Annotated in this window: 17 protein-coding genes and 1 riboswitch; of the genes, 9 read left to right on the forward strand and 8 right to left on the reverse strand. The window is 37.5% G+C overall.

The features are described 5' to 3' along the window. Window positions 1–94 precede the first annotated feature (94 nt). From H4J38_RS04390 to H4J38_RS04400, 3 genes are all read left to right on the forward strand, one after another. Window positions 95–925 (forward strand): glucosaminidase domain-containing protein, encoded by an 831-nt coding sequence (locus H4J38_RS04390; protein WP_182129771.1) that lies wholly within the window; start codon window positions 95–97, stop codon window positions 923–925. Window positions 926–1,169: 244 nt separating this feature from the next. Continuing rightward, complete coding sequence (locus H4J38_RS17425; protein WP_404842587.1) at window positions 1,170–1,292, forward strand: LapA family protein; 123 nt, start codon at window positions 1,170–1,172, stop codon at window positions 1,290–1,292. A gap of 21 nt (window positions 1,293–1,313) precedes the next feature. After that, window positions 1,314–1,823 carry a hypothetical protein gene (locus H4J38_RS04400; RefSeq protein WP_182129775.1) on the forward strand — a complete coding sequence of 170 codons (510 nt, stop codon included), beginning with the start codon at window positions 1,314–1,316 and terminating at the stop codon, window positions 1,821–1,823. 131 nt (window positions 1,824–1,954) lie between these two features. Here the strand turns inward: H4J38_RS04400 and proB are convergent, their stop codons facing one another. Next, window positions 1,955–3,061, reverse strand: coding sequence for a glutamate 5-kinase (gene proB, locus H4J38_RS04405; RefSeq protein WP_182129777.1), 1,107 nt, complete (start codon window positions 3,059–3,061; stop codon window positions 1,955–1,957). Between the two features lie 445 nt (window positions 3,062–3,506). Between proB and H4J38_RS04410 the strand changes: the two genes are divergently transcribed. Together H4J38_RS04410 and H4J38_RS04415 are read left to right on the forward strand one after the other, a co-directional pair. After that, complete coding sequence (locus H4J38_RS04410; RefSeq protein ID WP_182129779.1) at window positions 3,507–4,412, forward strand: acyltransferase; 906 nt, start codon at window positions 3,507–3,509, stop codon at window positions 4,410–4,412. Then, window positions 4,412–5,677 (forward strand): mechanosensitive ion channel family protein, encoded by a 1,266-nt coding sequence (locus H4J38_RS04415; protein ID WP_182129781.1) that lies wholly within the window; start codon window positions 4,412–4,414, stop codon window positions 5,675–5,677. The genes H4J38_RS04410 and H4J38_RS04415 overlap by 1 nt, the downstream gene beginning before the upstream one ends. Here the strand turns inward: H4J38_RS04415 and tesB are convergent. Beyond that, window positions 5,661–6,518: an acyl-CoA thioesterase II gene (tesB, locus tag H4J38_RS04420; RefSeq protein WP_182130155.1), complete on the reverse strand. Its 858-nt coding sequence runs from the start codon at window positions 6,516–6,518 to the stop codon at window positions 5,661–5,663. The two genes, H4J38_RS04415 and tesB, sit on opposite strands and share 17 nt — an antisense overlap. Before the next feature lie 254 nt (window positions 6,519–6,772). On the opposite strand from tesB, the gene H4J38_RS04425 reads away from it, so the two are divergent. Beyond that, window positions 6,773–7,027 (forward strand): hypothetical protein, encoded by a 255-nt coding sequence (locus H4J38_RS04425; RefSeq protein ID WP_182129783.1) that lies wholly within the window; start codon window positions 6,773–6,775, stop codon window positions 7,025–7,027. Window positions 7,028–7,162: 135 nt separating this feature from the next. Here the strand turns inward: H4J38_RS04425 and H4J38_RS04430 are convergent, their stop codons facing one another. Both H4J38_RS04430 and H4J38_RS04435 read right to left on the reverse strand, forming a co-directional pair. Continuing rightward, on the reverse strand, window positions 7,163–8,998 hold the full coding sequence (locus H4J38_RS04430) for a hypothetical protein (protein ID WP_182129785.1): 1,836 nt from the start codon (window positions 8,996–8,998) through the stop codon (window positions 7,163–7,165). Between the two features lie 318 nt (window positions 8,999–9,316). Further along, a riboswitch (cyclic di-GMP riboswitch) is annotated at window positions 9,317–9,399 on the forward strand. Window positions 9,400–9,522: 123 nt separating this feature from the next. Further along, window positions 9,523–11,310 carry a DUF885 family protein gene (locus tag H4J38_RS04435; protein ID WP_182129787.1) on the reverse strand — a complete coding sequence of 596 codons (1,788 nt, stop codon included), beginning with the start codon at window positions 11,308–11,310 and terminating at the stop codon, window positions 9,523–9,525. A gap of 484 nt (window positions 11,311–11,794) precedes the next feature. Here H4J38_RS04435 and H4J38_RS04440 point away from each other — a divergent pair, with 484 nt between their 5' ends. Then, window positions 11,795–12,808 (forward strand): GGDEF domain-containing protein, encoded by a 1,014-nt coding sequence (locus H4J38_RS04440; protein WP_182129789.1) that lies wholly within the window; start codon window positions 11,795–11,797, stop codon window positions 12,806–12,808. 4 nt (window positions 12,809–12,812) lie between these two features. On the opposite strand, the gene H4J38_RS04445 is transcribed toward H4J38_RS04440, so the two are convergent. Both H4J38_RS04445 and H4J38_RS04450 read right to left on the reverse strand, forming a co-directional pair. Further along, a complete protein-coding gene (locus H4J38_RS04445) occupies window positions 12,813–13,280 on the reverse strand; it encodes a DUF523 domain-containing protein (RefSeq protein WP_182129791.1) in 468 nt (155 codons plus the stop codon). Window positions 13,281–13,408: 128 nt separating this feature from the next. Further along, window positions 13,409–13,714: a DUF3630 family protein gene (locus H4J38_RS04450; RefSeq protein WP_182129793.1), complete on the reverse strand. Its 306-nt coding sequence runs from the start codon at window positions 13,712–13,714 to the stop codon at window positions 13,409–13,411. Window positions 13,715–13,895: 181 nt separating this feature from the next. Between H4J38_RS04450 and H4J38_RS04455 the strand changes: the two genes are divergently transcribed. Continuing rightward, window positions 13,896–14,195 (forward strand): cytochrome c, encoded by a 300-nt coding sequence (locus H4J38_RS04455; protein WP_182129795.1) that lies wholly within the window; start codon window positions 13,896–13,898, stop codon window positions 14,193–14,195. 69 nt (window positions 14,196–14,264) lie between these two features. Here the strand turns inward: H4J38_RS04455 and recQ are convergent, their stop codons facing one another. After that, the gene (gene recQ / locus H4J38_RS04460) at window positions 14,265–16,088 is read right to left on the reverse strand and encodes a DNA helicase RecQ (protein ID WP_310733446.1); all 1,824 of its coding nucleotides are present in this window, start codon (window positions 16,086–16,088) and stop codon (window positions 14,265–14,267) included. Between the two features lie 284 nt (window positions 16,089–16,372). Here recQ and rarD point away from each other — a divergent pair, with 284 nt between their 5' ends. Continuing rightward, entirely contained in the window at window positions 16,373–17,284 is a 912-nt protein-coding gene (gene rarD, locus H4J38_RS04465) for an EamA family transporter RarD (protein ID WP_182130159.1), read from the forward strand. 180 nt (window positions 17,285–17,464) lie between these two features. Here the strand turns inward: rarD and uvrD are convergent, their stop codons facing one another. Beyond that, window positions 17,465–19,639 (reverse strand): DNA helicase II, encoded by a 2,175-nt coding sequence (gene uvrD, locus H4J38_RS04470; RefSeq protein ID WP_182129797.1) that lies wholly within the window; start codon window positions 19,637–19,639, stop codon window positions 17,465–17,467. Window positions 19,640–19,749 lie beyond the last annotated feature (110 nt).

Here is a 19,749-nt window from a genome sequence, read left to right on the forward strand (position 1 = left end):
TAATCGTGTAAAATTTGGCGTCGTATTTATAAAAATATATAATTGCGGCGCTAATGGCATGATGCATATTTTTAAATAAATCTTAGGATACAACATGAAGAGTACAACCAAATTGAAAGCACCCATGATGTTTTTATATGCGTTTTTTACCTTGGTACTCATTGACGGTTTTATCTTGGATGATAATTCAGCATTATTACTACCAAAGGCCCAGGCAAAAACACCGGGCAGTCTGAAAAGACTACCTGACTTTTCCAAAATTATAGACGTAAAAGAAAAAAAAGAAGCTTTCTTTTCTACTTTATATCCGATTATTCAAGCAGAAAACAATCACGTATTACAGTTAAGAAAACTCATTAACATGCTTAAAAATGTCCCCGTAGCAAAGCTAAGTAAAAAACAACAAACTTGGTTACTTAACATTTCAAAAAGCTATAAATTAGAAAGTGATGTTATTGATAACAATACCTTTGATGAACTACTCAAACGAGTCGACTATGTACCGCCTTCTTTAGCCTTAACTCAAGCGGCTATAGAGTCTGGTTGGGGATCTTCTCGATTTTCAAAACAAGGCAATAATTTATTTGGTCAATGGTGTTTCTCAGCGGGTTGCGGCATGGTGCCATCGTCACGAGATTCTGATAAAGGCCATGAAGTTGCAAAGTTCGACACCGTTAACATGTCGGTTCGTAGTTATATTCTAAACCTAAACACCCATGACTCTTATACTGAACTAAGAGAAAACCGTGCACTTTTACGCGCAAAAGAAGCGTCATTTACCGGCGTTACCTTAGCAAAAACATTGACTGAATATTCTGAAGAAGGTCAGCACTACGTGGCAAAAGTAACTGAATTTATACACCAAAATAAACTTCAACGCTTTACCACAGAGTTTGAAAGCTCTCTTCAAGTAATTACTGACTAATATAGCTAAAAATATCAGCAGACTTTACATCAGTTAAATATACTTCATTCCAAGTGTGACTTTTATCTCTATCAAGGCATCTATACTTTTAATAAGTCATGCCTCAGACTCATTGATTGAGCCATTTGGTATACCCGTATTAACAAAATTTAACGCCTAATATTAGGAGGAAAACATGAGTAAGCTAAATAGATATTTGATTTTAGTATTATCAATTTTGTGTCTAGTTATTGTGCTTCAAAATATGGCAACCGTCAGCATTTCATTCCTGTTTTGGGAGTTTTCAATGCCTAGAGCTATTCTCATTGGTTTAATGTTAGTGGTAGGGCTACTGATAGGTCTAATTCTAAAAAGTAATCACAAGTAATATTTAAATAGGTAGGTAGTAATGATTAAAAAAATATGTGTATTGGTTTTAACCTATGTTTTATTCAGCCAACAAGTACTCGCTATAGGTTTGACCATGTCGGAGCGTCAACTCAATAGTATTTTGAACCTAAGGTTTCCAATAACACAAACTTATATGGAATATAATTTAGAGGCATCTGACCCTTATTTAGCGCTTTATGCCGCAACTCAATCTGTTGCCATTACCGCCCGCATTAATGTAATAAATAACGGCAGTCGACTCATTGCCGACGCAACGTTTAAAGGTCAAATAATCTTTGATAAAGCAACAAACGCCTTAAAAGTGAGCAATCCTTTAATAACCAAATTTGAAGTCATCGATAATACTTTTCCAAAATCTGAAGCCTCTATTAACTCCATAAAAAATACAGTGGGACAGCACTTACCTATATCAGTCCTTATTGATTTCAATCACATTAGCAATGAATTATTTCAATTTTCACCAAGCAGTTTACGCATAGTGGAGGAGGGTTTGAGAGTGGAGTTTTAGGACTGGTTTTTTACAACCTACCACCATTTATCAACGACATTTACCACTTCTGTTACGCGTTATTGAGACAGGTTATTAGCGTAAAATTCAGCAGATATTAGTGTAATGATAAGCTAATACCTGCTGGATTTTTAGTTATTAATTAACATCACCATATCGTCACGATGAACAACCATCTTACTTGGACAACAACCAAGGAGTTCAGAAATTGCATCACTTTTACAGCCTTTAATCCGTTTAAGGTCACGCGTATTATATTGACTGATGCCTTTCGCGATATGTTGACCATTTTTAGCATTGTAAATATCAATACAATCGCCGACGTCAAACTCTCCGGTAACGTCAGTCACTCCTGAAGGTAACAAAGATGCACCTTTATTAGTTAAGGCACCAACAGCGCCAGCATCTAATAACACTGTGCCGTTACTTTTCAAGGTGTGTTTTAGCCAATGTTTGCGTGCCCGTGTTGCTCCCTGTTTAGCAACAAAATGCGTGCCGGGATTTTCGCCACGAATAATTTGTTCAAATACTTCACCACGGCTACCGTTTAAAATGTACGTTTCAATACCATTCTCTACCGCTTTTTCTGCCGCTTGAATTTTTGTTTTCATGCCACCGGTAGCAATATGATTATGGGTTGCCCCAGCCATGGCATAAACTGATTCATCTATTTTGTTTATTACTGAAATTAATTTAGCTTGGGGATTTAATCGAGGATCTTCTTCAAAAACGCCATCAACGTCGCTTAAAATAAATAAACTATCAGCTTCACTCACTACGGCTACTAGGGCCGCTAAATTATCATTATCACCCACTTTTAGCTCGTCGGTTGCTACTGTATCGTTTTCGTTAACAATAGGGATAACGCCATTTTCTAATAGTATTCTTAAGGTGTTTCTAATACTAATGTAACTTTGGCGATTTTTTAGATCCCCATGGGTAATCAATAATTGGCTGCAAGGCACATCAAAAAAACGCTGCCAATTCGCCATCATTTTCATTTGCCCAACAGCAGCCATTGCCTGTTTAGTGGGAATTGAAGGATTAGGTGAACCGTGCGCAATTAAACCTCTACCTGCAGCAACGCTGCCAGATGACACCAAAATAACTTCTTTGCCGGCCTGTTGGCATTGAGTAATAAAACGCGCAATGGCAAGTATGTACTTACCACTACAGCCCTTGGCATCAGGTGAAACCAACGCACTGCCAACCTTTATCACCACACGATTAAACTTCATGACAACTCCCTATTTTATATTTGTTTAGCTTGCCTTGAAAGGAGGGGGATTTGCAAACAACTTTTCTCAATAACATTAGACTTATTAGTTATTTTCGAATGTTTTATGGAATTAGTGCGCTTAAGCTTTTATTTTACTATGTTAAAAGTGCAATATACTCGACAAAAGCCCTTAGCAATAAATTTATGATGCGTTTTCACCCAACTTAATTTTCCTCATCTAACACCAATATTTATTCAGCCTTAACTGAGCATTGCTGAGTAAAACTGAGATTAAATGCTGCTTTTTTCACTTTAGGTACAATTTCAAGCTGCACCACAAATAAATACGCTGTTAATTTATCATTCTCTACCCGTCAAATTTTTAACGATTTTTACTGAAAATAAGGTCGAAACACATTAAGATTATAACCAGTAATTATAGTCCTAAATTTTTGGTTTTTTATATGCTACATTTTTTACCTGGTCCAATTATTGGCTGTCTCTCTGTTATTTTATATATCGTCAACACAGTACTTTGGCTAATACCCATACTTATATGCTCACTGCTTAAGGCATTGGTGCCGTTAAATTTATGGCAAAAATTGTTCAGTTACTTACTTGATCAAATGGCCAGTAACTGGGTGTTGTTCAATACTTTTATTCAAAAACTATTCACCAAAACAAAAATTAACACCTCAGGTTTAGAGAAGTTGCAAATGAAAGACTGGTATTTAGTGATCAGTAATCATCAAAGCTGGACAGATATCTTAGTACTTCAACGTATTTTTCACGGTAAAATTCCGTTTTTAAAATTCTTCCTCAAAAGAGAATTAATTTATGTTCCATTACTTGGCTTAGCTTGGTGGGCGCTGGATTTTCCTTTTATGAAACGTTATAGCCAACATTTTCTAAAGAAAAACCCTCACTTAAAAGGCAAAGATATTGAAACAACAATAAAAGCCTGCGAAAAATTTAAGCATAAACCTGTCAGTGTGATGAACTTTATTGAAGGTACCCGCTTTACCACTGAAAAACACAACCAACAAAATTCGCCATTTCAAAGGTTACTTAAACCCAAAGCTGGCGGTATCGGTTTTGTACTGCAGGCAATGAAAGGTAATTTGAGTAAAGTAGTTAACGTTACGATTTACTACCCTGATGGCGAGCCAAATTTTTTAGACTTTCTTTGTGGAAGAATCAAACAGGTAAACATTACCATTGAAACCCAAGACATTGACGAGTCTCTCAAAGGTGATTATGTCAATGACCGTGCTTATAAAATTCAATTTCAAAAGTGGGTTAACCAACTTTGGCTTGATAAAGATAAAAAAATGCTACAGCTTGAAGAACAAGCAAACAAGGATATTTAATGCAGGCAATAATCACCTCATGGTTAACTGAGCAAGGTGTTCATGCATCATACATAGCGTTGAGTGGCGTTATTATTGCTTGTCTGTTAATTTTTATATTATGCAGTATTAGCTTTTATATCGCTAAAAACTATGTGCTTGTGCTTATTCACAAATTAACCACCGCATCAAAAAACACTTGGGATGATGTATTATTTGATCATCAAGTTTTTTCCCGATTCTCGCTCCTTGTTCCATTTATATTATTGTTATTACTGACACCGTATTTCCTAGCAGCAGACTCCTTACTCGCCAATATACTGATAACTTTTGCCAAAATAGGCCTCTGCTTTCAGATTGCACGCACTATTAGCTCAGTGCTTAATGTGATAAATAATCTATATCGACAAACAGCTACCGAGCGCTACCTGCCGCTAAATTCCACCTTGCAGGTTATTAAACTTGTGGTGTATTTGGTCGCAACTATATTAGCAATTTCGCAAGTATTAGACCGTTCTCCACTCTACTTACTCAGTGGTTTAGGTGCTCTAACCGCGGTATTGATTCTAGTCTTCCAAGACACTATTAAAGGTTTGGTTGCCAGCATTCAAATATCGGCAAACAGAATGGTTGCGCCTGGCGATTGGATTGAATTACCTAAATATGGCGCCGACGGCGATGTTATCGAGATAGGCTTAAATACCGTAAAAGTTAAAAACTTTGATAATACCATCACAACAGTACCCACTTATGCCTTAACCAGCGGCTCATTTAAAAACTGGCGGGGCATGTTGAGCTCAGGTGGTAGAAGAGTTAAGCGCGCTATTGTGATTGATGTTAGCAGTATTCTATTCTATAACCAAGAACAGCTTGAAGCACTCGCATCAGTACAACTGATTACTGATTATCTTGCTGGCAAAAAAGCTGAAATTCTAAAACAAACGAGTGAAGTGGTAAGCGATAGTACCATTACAGCATCAACCATCAACACGCGGCAATTGACCAATATTGGCACCTTTAGAGCTTATATAAACGCCTATTTAAAACAACACCCCAAGGTTCATCATGAGATGACCTGTATGGTCAGGCAATTACCTGCAACTGAGGTTGGCTTGCCGCTAGAATTATACTTTTTCAGTAGCGACCAAAATTGGGTTAACTATGAAGCGATACAAGCTGATATATTCGACCACCTATATGCAGCCGCACCACTTTTTGGCTTAAGAGTATTTCAACACCCCAGTGGCTTCGATTGGAAAAGCGAAAAGGCTAGCGCTGGCGCATAACCCCTTCTTGCATAGTAGAGGCTACTAATAAACCTGCTTGGTTAAATATTTGGCCTCTTACTAAGCCTCGCCCACCGCTCGCTGATGGGCTATCAATACAATAAAGTAGCCATTCGTCTATACGAAATGGTCGATGAAACCACATAGAGTGATCTATTGTGGCGAGTTGAAAATTGGGCTGCCAATAACTTACCCCATGAGGAAACAAAGCGGTTGGCAGAAAAGAAAAGTCCGAAGTATACGCTAGTAGATAAGTATGAATACGAAGGTCATCAGGTAAGCTACCATTAGATTTTATCCACATTTGACATTTAGCATCAGTTTTTTCAGGTTTCAGCCAATTGTATTGCTCTACTGGTCTTGTTTCTATCGGTTTTTCAGATAAAAACTTACCGCGAATTTCCTCTGGAATAGACTCTTGGTTGTCAAAAATGAAATCTGTATATGACTTTAATTCGTCTGGTCCAGGCACCTGTGGCATAACATCTTGATGATCAAAGCCCTGCTCTTGCTGCTGAAATGAGGCGGTCATATAAAAAATAGCCTGACCATTTTGAATAGCGTTTACACGTCGAGTATTAAAACTACGGCCATCACGTATGTTTTCTACCTGGTAAACCACGGGTTTAGTAGCGTCCCCTGGCCTGAGAAAATATGAATGTAATGAATGAACGTTATGGGTTGCTGCCACAGTTTCTTGCGCTGCTGACAATGCCTGTCCCATAACTTGACCACCAAATAAAGCTTTAAAGCCTAAATCTTGGCTTTCTCCGCGGTAAATTCCTTGCTCTATTACTTCTAATTTTAACAACGCAGAAAGATCGTTTAACACCTGACTCATAAAAATATTCACTCTAATTAACCGTGACTAATTAACCGTATTATAACCTGCTATGGCTTTAAAAATAACGTAATAAATCTTTAAACCTATACTTTTGACAGAACATCAGTAACAAACCATCTAAACTTAGCGATAAAGTAGGTGGCAAAAAATAGCATTAACTGTTGATCTTAACAAAGATCTAAGTTATGTTGCTAGCATCAGACGTATTGTATGAAATTACTACGCATAATTAACGTTGAAAAGAGGCCATTGTGCACGCAGTTCTTGAACGAGAAGTATTACTAGAAAGACGCCAATATATCCCTGAGCAATCTAACTTGTGGGATAAACTGTCGCTTGCGCAAAAATTTGCCACAAGCAGTTTAACCCAGTTCGGCTATGACCTTTCTTTTATTCGTGGTAGTAAATCAGGTAATATCGCAATTTTGTTGTGCGATAGCAATGCAGCAACAATCTCTGATGATGGTGAAATTAATACCTCACCAAATATTATCGTTAGACCTTAGATAAATCGTTATTCAAATTCCGAAAAGCCGCTAATAATAGCGGCTTTTTTTATTGTTATTGGAAATGGTAAGAAGATACTTTATAACCTTGGTTTAATAAATTAACTCACCTAACCATAATAACTCTTCTAGTTACTATATCTTAGTTCCACTGCCCTCACTCAATCGAGAAAGAAAAACGTATGGGTCAATATCTTGGATGCTTGGTGAATTAATCGAAAAATTTACCTTAACCGAAAAATCTCCCAGGTTAGCAAAAAACCGAGTTTTTATTGCCTGCTTTATTCGAGTAAATTTAATTAATACCTGCTCTGGCGTTTGATGTGGACATAAAAACAAGTACTCGCCAGCACTAATAACGCCTGCATAGTCTTCCTCATCAATATTTTCATTAATAATAATAGCTATCACTTGACTGACATCGGTTAAAATTTTCCGATTAAAACGGAAACTGAGGTCTTGCCAGTTTTCAACTTTTAAATATGCTACAGAAATATTATATTGATACTTTCTTGCCATTTTATATTGCTGTTTATACCAACGCTTAGTTTGAACGGGTTGTGCTAACTGGTTTTTAGGTAACTCTATTTCATCGTAGCTACGATGAAGTTTTTGACGGTGCACTTGAAAACGACAATAAATTATAAAAATTACGCTGCAACTTAATATTGCACTTAGCAATATAATCAACATTCTTTGTTGATTATATTTTTCACTAAACTCCAAACTCAATTGACTTTGTTCAACCAAATTCAAGGCCAAATTTTTTGCTTTATTACGTGTTGATGTTGCAGTAGAAACGAATGAATTTTTTACACTAATATTTGGATATAACCCTTGATACAAGGCCAAGTAATGCTTTTGTGCTTCGGTGGCCTGCTCAAATTGCTTTTGCGCACTGTAATATTCTGTTAGCAATAAAAACAATTCTATTTGTTGTGGTGATAATACTAAATTTTCGGCGACAGATTCAGCTGTCAGCAATATAGAATCAGCTTCTTCATGCTCACCTAATGCATACATAACTTTTACTAAGGCAATTTGTGTTGATAATTTAACCCGTACTAAATTATGCTGATTAAACACTGCTTGGGCATGAAGTAAACGCGCTTTTGCCGGCCTAAATTGCTGTTGTTTATATAGTACTTGCCCTAAACCAAGCTCTGCATAGGCTTCTCGAATATTGAGTTTATATTGCTTGGCGAATTGTAACGACTGCCAAAAAGCATTATAGGCGTCATCATATTGCTGTAATTGATAATAGGCATTTGCGACTAAATGATAGCTTCGAGCAATACCTTCTGTTCTCGACATATCTGTACGTAATTTTAAAACGCGATTAAGCAGTTCAACAGCATTGTCATATTCTGATAAATAAAAATGCGCTTCTGCAATAATTTCTAATAAGGTGATCTGATCGACATTTTGTTGGTTTTGGCTCAGTAGGCGTTCAACTTTACTCAACTCTTTTACTGCTCGGCCATAATCAGCACTTAGGGCATAGGCCACAACAGAATAAGCAAGTGCCTGCAAATGATAATTCATATTATTTGCTTGCTCAGCCAACCTTGCTGCTTTTTGAGAGGTATCTCTTAGCTGAATGTATTCACCTTGCGCATAATAGCCGCGCGCAATTTTCAATAATAGATCTAGTTGTATAACCACATCAGTTTTATTTGTTTCACTACCATATTGAGCAAATTGAAATGCCACGACCAAATTGCCGCGATTAAAGGCAACATCCGACAATAAGGAAAAGGCTCTCGCAATCATATTTTGACTATACTGGCTACGGTTGCTTATAACGGCTTGAGCAATATCGACAACATCTTGGGTAATCAATAATTCTTTATCTTGAAGATAGTAAGTTTTAAGCAATTGTTGATAGTTTTTATCACCGCTAACCGAATCCGCTTTAGCGGTAAGGGTGATAAAAAAACTTATTAAAATACCCAGCAGCACTCGCTTCATTGCAGGTTTATTTCCATATTGTAGGTAAAGACAGTTTATCTTTTAGGGTTAAAGTTAATTAAATATAAAGTAGTTTAATTGTAAAACAGCTTTTTTGCTTGATTCGCAAAACCTAGAGCGGCCATAAAATAGTCTGTAAAAACAGGCTTAGCTAACGATTTAAATATCAAAATCCTACTGTAAAAGTCATTTAGTAAAAACAACAACTACGAATAAATCACTTACTATTTAATATGTTAACGCAAATTTCATACTGAGCATATTAAAAGTAGTTTACAAATGAAATACTTTGCCTATAATCGGTGTTGAGCTTCTAAAGCTCGACAAGGGCAAATCCAGTGAAAACTGGAGACGCAAAGTTACCGATCTAAGGGGAAACCTATGATAGCGGAACTGCCAAATTTAGATATAGTGGGGGCTTATCTTAATTTATCGGTTCGCCATTATAATCTCTGGTAACTTTGCGTGCCATCCTTTGTTCCTGCACTAAATCATACCAAACACACTAAAATTCATAGCAAAAATTAATTTGGTGTTATTTCTAATAACGCTTTCTGTTCAACCTTTTTATCTGCAACATATTCAATAATCACTGTTTCTAACATGGAAAGGGGCATTGAACCATTTTTCAAAATTTGATCGTGAAACTCTCTTAAATCAAATGTTTCACCTAAAGCTTTCTCAGCCATTTTACGTAGCTTTTTAATGGTTAATTCACCCATTTTATAAGACAACGCTTGGCCAGGCCATGAGATATAACGGTCAATTTCAGTCTTTACGTTATGCAGTGATAATGCCGTATTATCTGCTAAATAATTCATCGCTCGCTCACGACTCCAACCTTTTGCATGCATGCCGGTATCAACCACTAGTCGGCAAGCTCGCCACATTTCATAGGTTAACCGACCAAAATCACTATAAGGATTTTGATAAAATCCGGCCTCTAAACCTAAGTATTCAGAGTAAAGTCCCCAACCTTCGCCAAACGCCGAAATGTAAGTATTATTTCTAAACTTAGGAACATTCTCCATTTCTCGAGCAATGGAACCTTGTAAATGATGACCTGGCACTGCCTCATGCAAAGTTAACGCCTCTAAAACGTATAATGGACGACGATCTAGGCGATAGGTATTTACCCAATAGTTGCCTGCCTGATCATCGCGTGAGGGGCCAGAATATCGTCCTGTGGTGTATTTAGGCGCAATATTGGCTGGTACTTCAATAACGCCATAAGGTGTACGAGGTAAGGTTTTAAATAATTTAGGTAATTGAGCGTCCATCTTTTTGGCTATAAAGGATGCTTCTTTTAGTAAACCTTCAGGGCTTGTCGCATAAAACTGTTTATCGGTACGCAAAAAATGAACAAAATCAGCAAAACTACCTGTAAAGCCTAATTGCTTAATAATAGTGTCCATTTCAAGCCTGATCCTCTGTACTTCTGCTAAACCTGTGTTATGTACTTCATCAACTGAAATGGGCAAAGTAGTATAATGCTGCAACCTGTTGAAATAATAACTGTCGCCATTAGGTAAAGAGCTGGCAGCGATATTCGTTCTCGCATTTGGCTGGTAACGATGCAACATATAATCAAAGTATTTTTGATAGCTTGGCATAACAACCTGTAAAATTGTCTTAGTGGCTTGTGCCTGTAAGTCTGATTTAAGTGCTTGAGAAAAATACTCAGGCATGACTAAAAATGGTTGATAATAAATGCTTGACGCTGCATCAGTTTGTATAAAAGCTTTAATCGACTCTTCAAAACCTTGTAATACAATTTTAGGTTGTGTTATTTCCTCTTCAATGCCCTTATCCATCCAATACATTTGTTGCGAAAAATATGTTGGCAACGCATTTAGTCGAGCGAGATAGTCACGATAATCTTGTTCTGTTTTAAAGCTGACTTGGCTTTTAATGCGACTGATCCAAACATGAAAGCCTGACTCTGCTGTTAGCGGCATGTAATGCTCTTTGTTGGTATAACTATCAAGTTGATTCTTCATGGTATACAACAATACAGCGTGATTGATTTTCTCACTCTGATTAAGCTTTTGAGCTGAAATCAGTGCTAAACGTTGATAAATAGCAAACAAAGCTTGATGCTGTTGTTTGAGTGTATTGGGGGATAAATCAGGTAATTGGCTGTTAGTCTCGCCAGCAATATCTTGATTAAACGGACTTTGCTGCTCTTTAAAGTGCTGGTAGTCTTTAATTACCTGCTCAAGATCATGGCTCACTGATGCCACTTTAAGCGTAGGAGACTGACAAGATATAATAAAAAATAGTACAAAAATCGTGATTGAAAACACTTTCATGACAAAATCTCAAATATTAATTTAAATAGAAAACGCAGTAATTAAATACCATAACAAAAGATAAGTATTTATAAAGATAATATTTATCTCACACAATAATTTTACAGTTACGCACTTTTGTGCCTGCCATTTCAAGCGACAGAGTTATTCCACTCAAAGATTAGTTACTCAGCCACATGGTTCCAAACTTAAACTTTGTATTAAAATCATTGCAGACAAGTTATGGACTCAAGAGACACAATGCTTGGTAAATTTAGAACGAAGTAAAATGTTAGCGCCAAAAGTCGTTATTACATTGCTAAATCAATAACACAGCTGATCTGCATTTATCGGTGCGAAAACAGAAAGATAGCTTAGAAGTTGCAGTGTTTTGACAGTTTTAGCGCTATTTTTAATACTATTTAATGTAGCACTTTCACTCAAATTATTAGAGAATAGCGCAACAGCTATTATTAGCGAATACCGTAGGTGAAAGGTTGGAATAGTGAAGTACCATGATTCCATAGAACAAGCAGAACAAAAAATGCACGCCGCCATAAAACAATTGCAGTTATGGCATATACCTGCGACGCCTATTAATTACGCGGTAAGTTACGGCTATCTTAATAAACACTCAAAACTGCTTAATGCCACGATTGAAAAACAGTTAGCCACCGGCAAAAAACTTGATAACTTCTTTTTAGAAGAAGTATATAAACAATATGTTTTAGGGCAAAGCGCCTTTAGAGGCGAGTTAATTGACGATCTCGATGAAGTATTAATCGACTTGCAAGCCAACAGTAAAAAATCTTCCCTTTGCACAAGGCGTCTAATGACTCAATTAGACAATAATATTGCCAGTTTAAAGTCTACTGATAAACACGAAATATTGACCGCAATTAAACAAATACGCCAAACGACTCAGCACTTCAAACTTGAACAAGAAAAACTCGCTGAGCAACTTCTCTTGTCACAAAAATCAACAGAAGTATTACGTTCAGAATTAGACGATGTAAAAAAAGAAATTTATTTAGACCCTTTAACCGGACTATATAATCGTAAAGCCATGACGAAGCATTTAGAGCTTTGGTTGTCTGATGATCCAAATAAACAGGTCGCGGCAATCGTTATTAATATTGATCAATTTTCTCAGATGAATGCAAGCTTAGGTCCCTTAATCAGCGATGTATTACTGAAAAAAATAGCCCAAAAAGTCAGTAATTATGTTGATGAAAGTGGCTTGCCAATACGATCTGGCGGTGATGAGTTTTTGATATTACTACCTGATGTTAAGCGTATGATTGCTGGAGAGGTTGCTGAAAAAATTCGACAAAGCGTAGAGAAATTAAGATTTATCACCAGCAAATCAGGTACTCGTTTACCACAAATAACCCTCAGTATTGGTGTTAGCGATTATAATGTCGCTACAAGTGCTAATAATATTATAAACCAAACTCGTGCACTGCTTAGCGATAATACTAATAGCCAAACGAATCATGTTAAAGTTGCTAATAATTAGGTCATTAACTTCTTATAAGCTCATTAACTAATACCTGCAAATTTTTTTCTGAAAATACTTTTATACCGTTTGCTCGCAAAACTGCAGTCGTAACACCTTGCCCTGCTATTTTCTGTTGACTAAACTCACCATTATAGATATTTGAACTACCACATGACGGACTAGACTCTTTGAGCAAGGCATAACGAATACTATGTTTTTGGCAAAGTAATAACGCCTGATTTTCCCCAGCTTGAAAAGCGCCTGTTACATCCTGAGCTGTAATCGTTTTAACCCTTATTTTTTCGCCAATAACTTGAATCTCTGCCGGTGCTCTTGGTGTACTTAATCCTCCGGCTAGTTCAGGACAAATAACCACTAAGCGATTTTCCTCTTTCCAGCGCTTAAGCGTAGAATTAACTAATAGATTGTCACCACCGTCATATCTAACTTTATTGCCTAAGAAACAACTACTGATTAGAATTTTTTCCATCACTTTGCGTCACTTCCTGTCAATTTTCATTAAATAATAGGCTATTAATGAGTAAGCTCATTAATAGCCACGTCGATGTTAAATAATGACTTAACCTAAAATCAATCTAGGACTAAACCGGTTGCACTTTATGATAAAAGCAGCTTAATCTCCTGTAATCCTTGCATATCCTGATCTGTAAGACACTCAAGCCAACAAGCATGACTATATTCTTCGAAGTTTAATAAAAACTCATATACGCCAAACTTTATTCTTAAACCATACAGGTCAGCACCCTGTAACACCTCTAATACTTTTGCAGCTGTACTTAGTAAAAGGTGATCAATAATTGCCGCTTTATCATCCATTGTCCAATCAAGATTAAAGCTCAATTGTAATGTTGTTGAGTTTATTTCCTCGACGTTAATAATTTCTATATTATTTGTTAATGGCATACGACTTTCTTCTTAGTTTACGTAAATGAAAATAATTGTTTAAAACGTGTGCTAGGGCAGAAAAATATTGGATAATTTTTCATACCGATACGATCCTAAAAAAAGCAACGACAACAGTATACTTTTTACATATAATCAAGTGAGGATCCTTTAAAAATTTTACCAAAGAGAGATAATATCTATGAAAAAACTTACTTTAGCCGTTGCTGCTACTCTTATGATGGCTTCACCTGCATTCGCTGGCGACGCAGCTGCCGGTAAAGCTAAATCTGCTATGTGTGCAGCTTGTCACGGTGCTGCTGGTATTTCCGCTGTTCCTATGTATCCAAATCTTGCTGGCCAGAAAGAAGCTTATTTGGCTAAACAATTAAAAGATTTTAAATCGGGCAACCGTAAAGATCCAGTAATGGCGCCAATGGCTATGGCATTATCTGAAGAAGATATTGCAAACATCTCAGCATATTACGCAGGCCTTAAATAACCTTAATCCGTTATTTTAAAAAAAAGCGCTATTAGGCGCTTTTTTTGTCTCTATTTATTATTAAACTTGCTAGCTTTGATGCTGTTTAATCAAAGATAGAAACGGTTCACCATAACGTGCGAGTTTGGTGTCACCAATACCACTGACATTGAGCATTTGCCTTGAAGTTAAAGGTTTTACTCGTGCTAACTCAGATAATGTTGCATCGTTGAAAACGATAAACGGCGCTATATCTTCAAGCCGAGCTATTTCTTTACGTAACGATCTCAGCTTAGCAAATAATGCTCTATCATAAACTTTTTCACGTTTATTACGTTGCCAATAGCTGGCTTTTTGTAAGCGAGGCGCGGCCAACATCAGCGGCTGCTTTCCTTTCAGAACAACACCGGCCGCTTGTGTAAGACATAAGTTAGACTGGGCTGCGATATCTTGTTGTAAATAACCTAAATGAATTAATTGCCGCACGATTGAAAACCAATAACCGGGCGTTTTGTCTCTGCCGATGCCAAAAGTCGAGACTTTATCATGACCAAATTGGATGATTTTCTCATTGTGTTCAGCACGTAAAACCGCGACGACATGCTCAACATCACCATTTTCCTCGATACGATAAACACAAGACAGTACTTTTTGCGCTGCCTGAGTCGCATCAAATTGACTCGGTGGGTCTAAGCAAATATCACAGTTACCACAACTTTTTTCAGTAAACTCTGCAAAGTAATTTAATACCACTCTACGTCGACAAGTTTGCGCATCAACAAAGCCTCGCATCGCTTGAAAACGCTGTAATTCAACATTAACGCGTTGTTCGTTTTCACCTTCCCCTATACGTTTACTTATGCGTTCAGCATCTTTTTCATCATAAAGAAAAAGCGCTTCTGCCGGTAAACCATCTCGGCCTGCACGGCCTATTTCTTGGTAGTACGACTCTAGTGTTCTTGGTGGCTCATAATGAATAACAAAACGCACGTTGGATTTATTAATACCGAGCCCAAAAGCCACAGTTGCCACAACAATTTGCACATCATCTTTAGCAAATTTATCTTGAATAATATTACGAATTTCAGACTCTAACCCGGCATGATAAGCCGCACAATTGATACCCGTTTCTGCTAAGCGTTTTGCTAGCTTTTCAACCTGCCAGCGACTATTGCAATAAATAATGCCGCATTCATCTTTGCGCTTGTTGATATAACCAATAATTTGTTGCTCTCCCTGATATTTCTCAGCCAAGGTAAAGCGAATATTAGGCCGATCAAAGCTATCAAGGTGAATATAAGGGTCATGCAAGGCTAATTGTTGCAAAATATCTCGTCGAGTTGTCACATCCGCAGTTGCGGTTAGTGCCATAACAGGTACATGAGGGAAATTATGCTTTAGTAAATGTAATTGCGTGTATGCCGGGCGAAAGTCGTGCCCCCATTGCGATATACAGTGAGCTTCATCAATAGCAAAAAGACTGATTTGTAGTTGCGATAAACCTTGAATAAAATAATAATTTTTTAAACGTTCAGGGGCGACATAAAGTAGCTTTATTTCACCTTGGCCTAAGCGTCGAAAAATATCATTTATGGTCTCAGTATCAAGTGACGAATTAACATAAGCGGCTGAAATACCTTGTCTAACTAAACCATCCACTTGATCTTTCATTAACGCGATTAATGGCGAAACAACAATAGTAACACCGGGCATTAAGGTTGCTGGCAACTGATAGCACATTGATTTTCCGCCGCCTGTTGGCATTAACACTAAGCTATCTCGGCCCTGCAGCGCATGATTAATAATTTCTTCTTGGCCAGAACGAAACGCCTGATAACCAAAATGATGTTTCAGTGCTTCAATTAATGTCGTGGGGGAAATGGCTTGCAACAGACAATCTTCATTGGATGAAATCAACCAACATTTTACCGTAGTAACGCCTTTGTGCGGAGATTTATTTTCAATATAGTGGAAATTTCATTGTTATTTCTAGCTTATCAAAACAAAAAAAGCGCGTTTACGAGATTAGGTTAAAAATTTGTACAGATGACTTAAGATGAAAAGTACCCTAAAACTTGAATATAAAACGCTATATTCAAGTAAAAATCACTTCTACCTTTGCACTTGTCGATAGGTTGTTTAAATGATTAATGCTATTATTAGCATTCTTTAGCAATCCTAGCCTGCAAGTTTATTCCATGCCAACGACTGAAAAAACGGCCCTACGTGGTGGTATTATTTTCGCTATTAGTGCCTATACAATGTGGGGTATTGCCCCATTATATTTTAAACTGATAGATCATATTAATGCGGATGAAATTCTAGTACATCGTATTGTCTGGTCTACTGTTTTATTACTGTTGATTGTGTTGCTCACCAAAAGGTGGCGCAATTTTGTTGATACTATTTCACAGCCTAAAATAGTGATGCAGCTAACAATATCTGCAACATTTTTAGCGGTAAATTGGTTTATGTTCATTTGGGCGGTCAACAATGATCATTTACTAGATGCCAGCTTAGGCTATTACATTAATCCACTTTTCAGTGTCGCATTAGGGGTTATATTTTTAGGTGAACGCTTAAGGCCTTGGCAGCTATTTGCTGTTGGATTAGCGTTTGTAGGAGTTATGATTCAACTCTTTATGGTTGGATCGCTACCGATGATTTCTTTAGCATTAGCCGCCACTTTTGGTACTTATGGCTTATTGCGAAAAAAAATGCCTTTAGACTCATTCGTAGGCTTACTTATAGAATCTCTTATGATGCTACCAATAGCCTTAATTTATTGGTTATTGTTTTTAAAAACTAGTACCACCAATATGTTAGACAACGTCATGTCATTAAATATGCTCTTGGTTTGTGCTGGTATTGTCACAACAGCTCCTTTGCTATGCTTTACCGCAGCCACAAAACGCATGACTTTATCTGCGTTAGGGTTTTTCCAGTACATTGGCCCAAGTATTATGTTTATCTTGGCAACATTTTATTATCAAGAGCCATTATATTTTGCCAAATTGATCACATTTGCCTGTCTCTGGACCGCCTTGGCAATATTCAGTTTTGATTCAGTAAAGGCTAGAAAACAAGCAAGAAAAATAGTAATACCTTAGCGATAGTCGAGTTAAGAAGCCTGTTATGTGCTGGTCTCGCTCAGGCCTCCTGTCTATTGAGGCATTAGTACATTCTTGCGCGTTAACGAACAATCAGTTTTTTTGTTTCAGACTTAACCTATGTACTTACATCCATGTAAGTACATGCCTCTCGACATTAATATGCCCTTATAAAATTTATTACAGTGTTTCTAAATTTGCATAAGCAACCACTAGCCATTTACAACCAACATCAGCAAAATTCACTTGAATGCGGCTTTGTGGACCACTACCTTCGTAGTTTAATACCACACCATCACCAAACTTTTTATGGCGAACATTTTGGCCTAATTTAAAACCTGAATTACCAAAGGTCTCTAAGGTTAGAGCTGATGAAAACTTCCCAGTGGTTACTGGCTTCTTCACTTGATTTTGCATGCGTATTTCTTCCGTACAGGCTTCTGGTAGCTCTCTTAAAAAGCGACTTGCCTTGTGATTTTTTTCCTGTCCATACAATCGACGACTTTCTGCATGGCATAAATATAACTTCTGCATGGCGCGTGTCATGCCGACATAACATAAACGTCGCTCTTCTTCTAAACGACTAATATCTTCAACCGACTGCTGCGAAGGGAACATGCCTTCTTCTAATCCAGCAATAAAAACCAGTGGAAACTCTAATCCTTTAGCCGAATGCATGGTCATTAACTGCACAGCAGATTCAAAATCATCGGCTTGCGATTCACCTGATTCTAGAGCTGCATGAGTTAAAAATGCTGTCAGTGGGCTTTGCTCTTCTTCAAGTTCTGGATCCACCTCGAAGGTTTGACAAGCCGTTACCAGCTCATTTAAGTTTTCTATACGGGCTTCAGCACGTTCACCTTTTTCGGCTTGATACATTGCCTTTAGACCTGAGTGCTGAATCACATAGTTTGCTTGCTGATCAAGATTCAACTGGCTTGAGTCATCTTCTAATTGATCAATAACATTAATAAATTGCTGAATAACCTTGGCACTACGACCTTTAAGTTCCTTATTCTGAACCATATGCTGACATGCTTGCCACAAAGTACATTCCAAGCTTCTAGCACCATCGCGCACTAAACTCAGTGTTTGATTGCCAATACCACGGGTTGGCGTATTAATAATTCGCTCAAATGCTGCATCGTCATCACGGTTGTTTAATAAACGTAAGTAAGCCAGCGCATCTTTAATTTCTTGACGTTCAAAAAATCGTAAACCACCATAAATTTTGTAAGGTAATTTCGCTTGAATTAACGCTTCTTCCATTAAGCGTGATTGCGCATTACTACGATATAAAATAGCAACATCATCCAGTGAACCGTCTTTATTTCGCCAGTCAGCAATACGTCCGGCAATAAATCGCGCTTCGTCAATTTCATTAAATGCGGTATAAATGGAGATTTTTTCGCCAGCATCGTCTTCGGTCCATAAATCTTTACCTAAACGATTGTTATTGTTTCCAATAAGCTGATTTGCTGCATTAAGAATATTGGCAGATGAGCGATAATTTTGCTCAAGTTTAATCGTTTTTGCGCTATCAAAATCTTGTAAAAAGCGTTGAATATTTTCAATTTTTGCGCCACGCCAGCCATAAATAGATTGGTCATCGTCACCAACAATCATGACATTGCCGCTTTTCTTGCCTAACAAGTTTAACCAAGCATATTGAATAGCGTTAGTATCTTGAAATTCATCGACTAACACATGGGCAAAGCGTTGCTGATAATGGGCTAACAACTCAGGATTATTTAACCAAAGCTCATGAGCTCGCAGTAATAGTTCAGCGAAGTCGACTAAGCCTGCACGATCACAAGTGTCTTGGTAAACCCGATACACTTTAACAAAAGTTTCTTCGGTAACATCATGTTGGGTATCAATATGCTGTGGGCGTAAGCCCTCATCTTTTTTACCATTGATATACCATAGAAATTGCTTGGGTGGCCAACGTTTTTCATCAAGTTCTAATGAGCGAACAATACGTTTAACCATACGAAGTTGGTCATCAGAATCAAGCACTTGGAAGGTCTGTGGCAACTTGGCTTCTTGAAAATGCATGCGCAATAAACGATGCGCTAAACCGTGGAAAGTGCCAACCCACATCCCGTGCACATTGCCGTCTACAGTTTGCTCAACGCGGGCTCGCATTTCTGCCGCAGCTTTATTGGTAAAGGTAACGGCTAAGATACTATGGGGTGATGCTTGCTCAACCTTCATTAACCAGGCAATACGCTGCACTAAAACTCGCGTTTTACCACTTCCTGCGCCGGCAAGTACCAACATATTTTGTAGTGGTGCGGCGACAACATCTCGTTGTTTATCGTTCAACGATTCAAGTAATTCAGAAACATCCATAGCAAGGTAAAATCAAAAACAAAAATATGCCGCTATCATAACAAGTTCAGCACTATTTTGATAACGCTATCCTTATTCCAAGTAAGCAATTAAATTATATCAAGGATGGG

The sequence above is a fragment of the Colwellia sp. BRX10-3 genome, assembly GCF_014077505.1.
GTDB lineage: Bacteria > Pseudomonadota > Gammaproteobacteria > Enterobacterales > Alteromonadaceae > Cognaticolwellia.

Excerpts from the sequence above, each read along its gene's own strand:
- proB (WP_182129777.1), bottom strand. The coding sequence starts at position 3,061 with ATGAAGTTTAATCGTGTGGTGATAAAGGTTGGCAGTGCGTTGGTTTCA.
- H4J38_RS04415 (WP_182129781.1), top strand. The coding sequence starts at position 4,412 with ATGCAGGCAATAATCACCTCATGGTTAACTGAGCAAGGTGTTCATGCA.
- H4J38_RS04390 (WP_182129771.1), top strand. The coding sequence starts at position 95 with ATGAAGAGTACAACCAAATTGAAAGCACCCATGATGTTTTTATATGCG.
- H4J38_RS04450 (WP_182129793.1), bottom strand. The coding sequence starts at position 13,714 with ATGCCATTAACAAATAATATAGAAATTATTAACGTCGAGGAAATAAAC.
- H4J38_RS04400 (WP_182129775.1), top strand. The coding sequence starts at position 1,314 with ATGATTAAAAAAATATGTGTATTGGTTTTAACCTATGTTTTATTCAGC.
- tesB (WP_182130155.1), bottom strand. The coding sequence starts at position 6,518 with ATGAGTCAGGTGTTAAACGATCTTTCTGCGTTGTTAAAATTAGAAGTA.
- H4J38_RS04435 (WP_182129787.1), bottom strand. The coding sequence starts at position 11,310 with ATGAAAGTGTTTTCAATCACGATTTTTGTACTATTTTTTATTATATCT.
- H4J38_RS04455 (WP_182129795.1), top strand. The coding sequence starts at position 13,896 with ATGAAAAAACTTACTTTAGCCGTTGCTGCTACTCTTATGATGGCTTCA.
- H4J38_RS17425 (WP_404842587.1), top strand. The coding sequence starts at position 1,170 with ATGGCAACCGTCAGCATTTCATTCCTGTTTTGGGAGTTTTCAATGCCT.
- rarD (WP_182130159.1), top strand. The coding sequence starts at position 16,373 with ATGCCAACGACTGAAAAAACGGCCCTACGTGGTGGTATTATTTTCGCT.
- H4J38_RS04410 (WP_182129779.1), top strand. The coding sequence starts at position 3,507 with ATGCTACATTTTTTACCTGGTCCAATTATTGGCTGTCTCTCTGTTATT.
- uvrD (WP_182129797.1), bottom strand. The coding sequence starts at position 19,639 with ATGGATGTTTCTGAATTACTTGAATCGTTGAACGATAAACAACGAGAT.
- H4J38_RS04430 (WP_182129785.1), bottom strand. The coding sequence starts at position 8,998 with ATGAAGCGAGTGCTGCTGGGTATTTTAATAAGTTTTTTTATCACCCTT.
- H4J38_RS04445 (WP_182129791.1), bottom strand. The coding sequence starts at position 13,280 with ATGGAAAAAATTCTAATCAGTAGTTGTTTCTTAGGCAATAAAGTTAGA.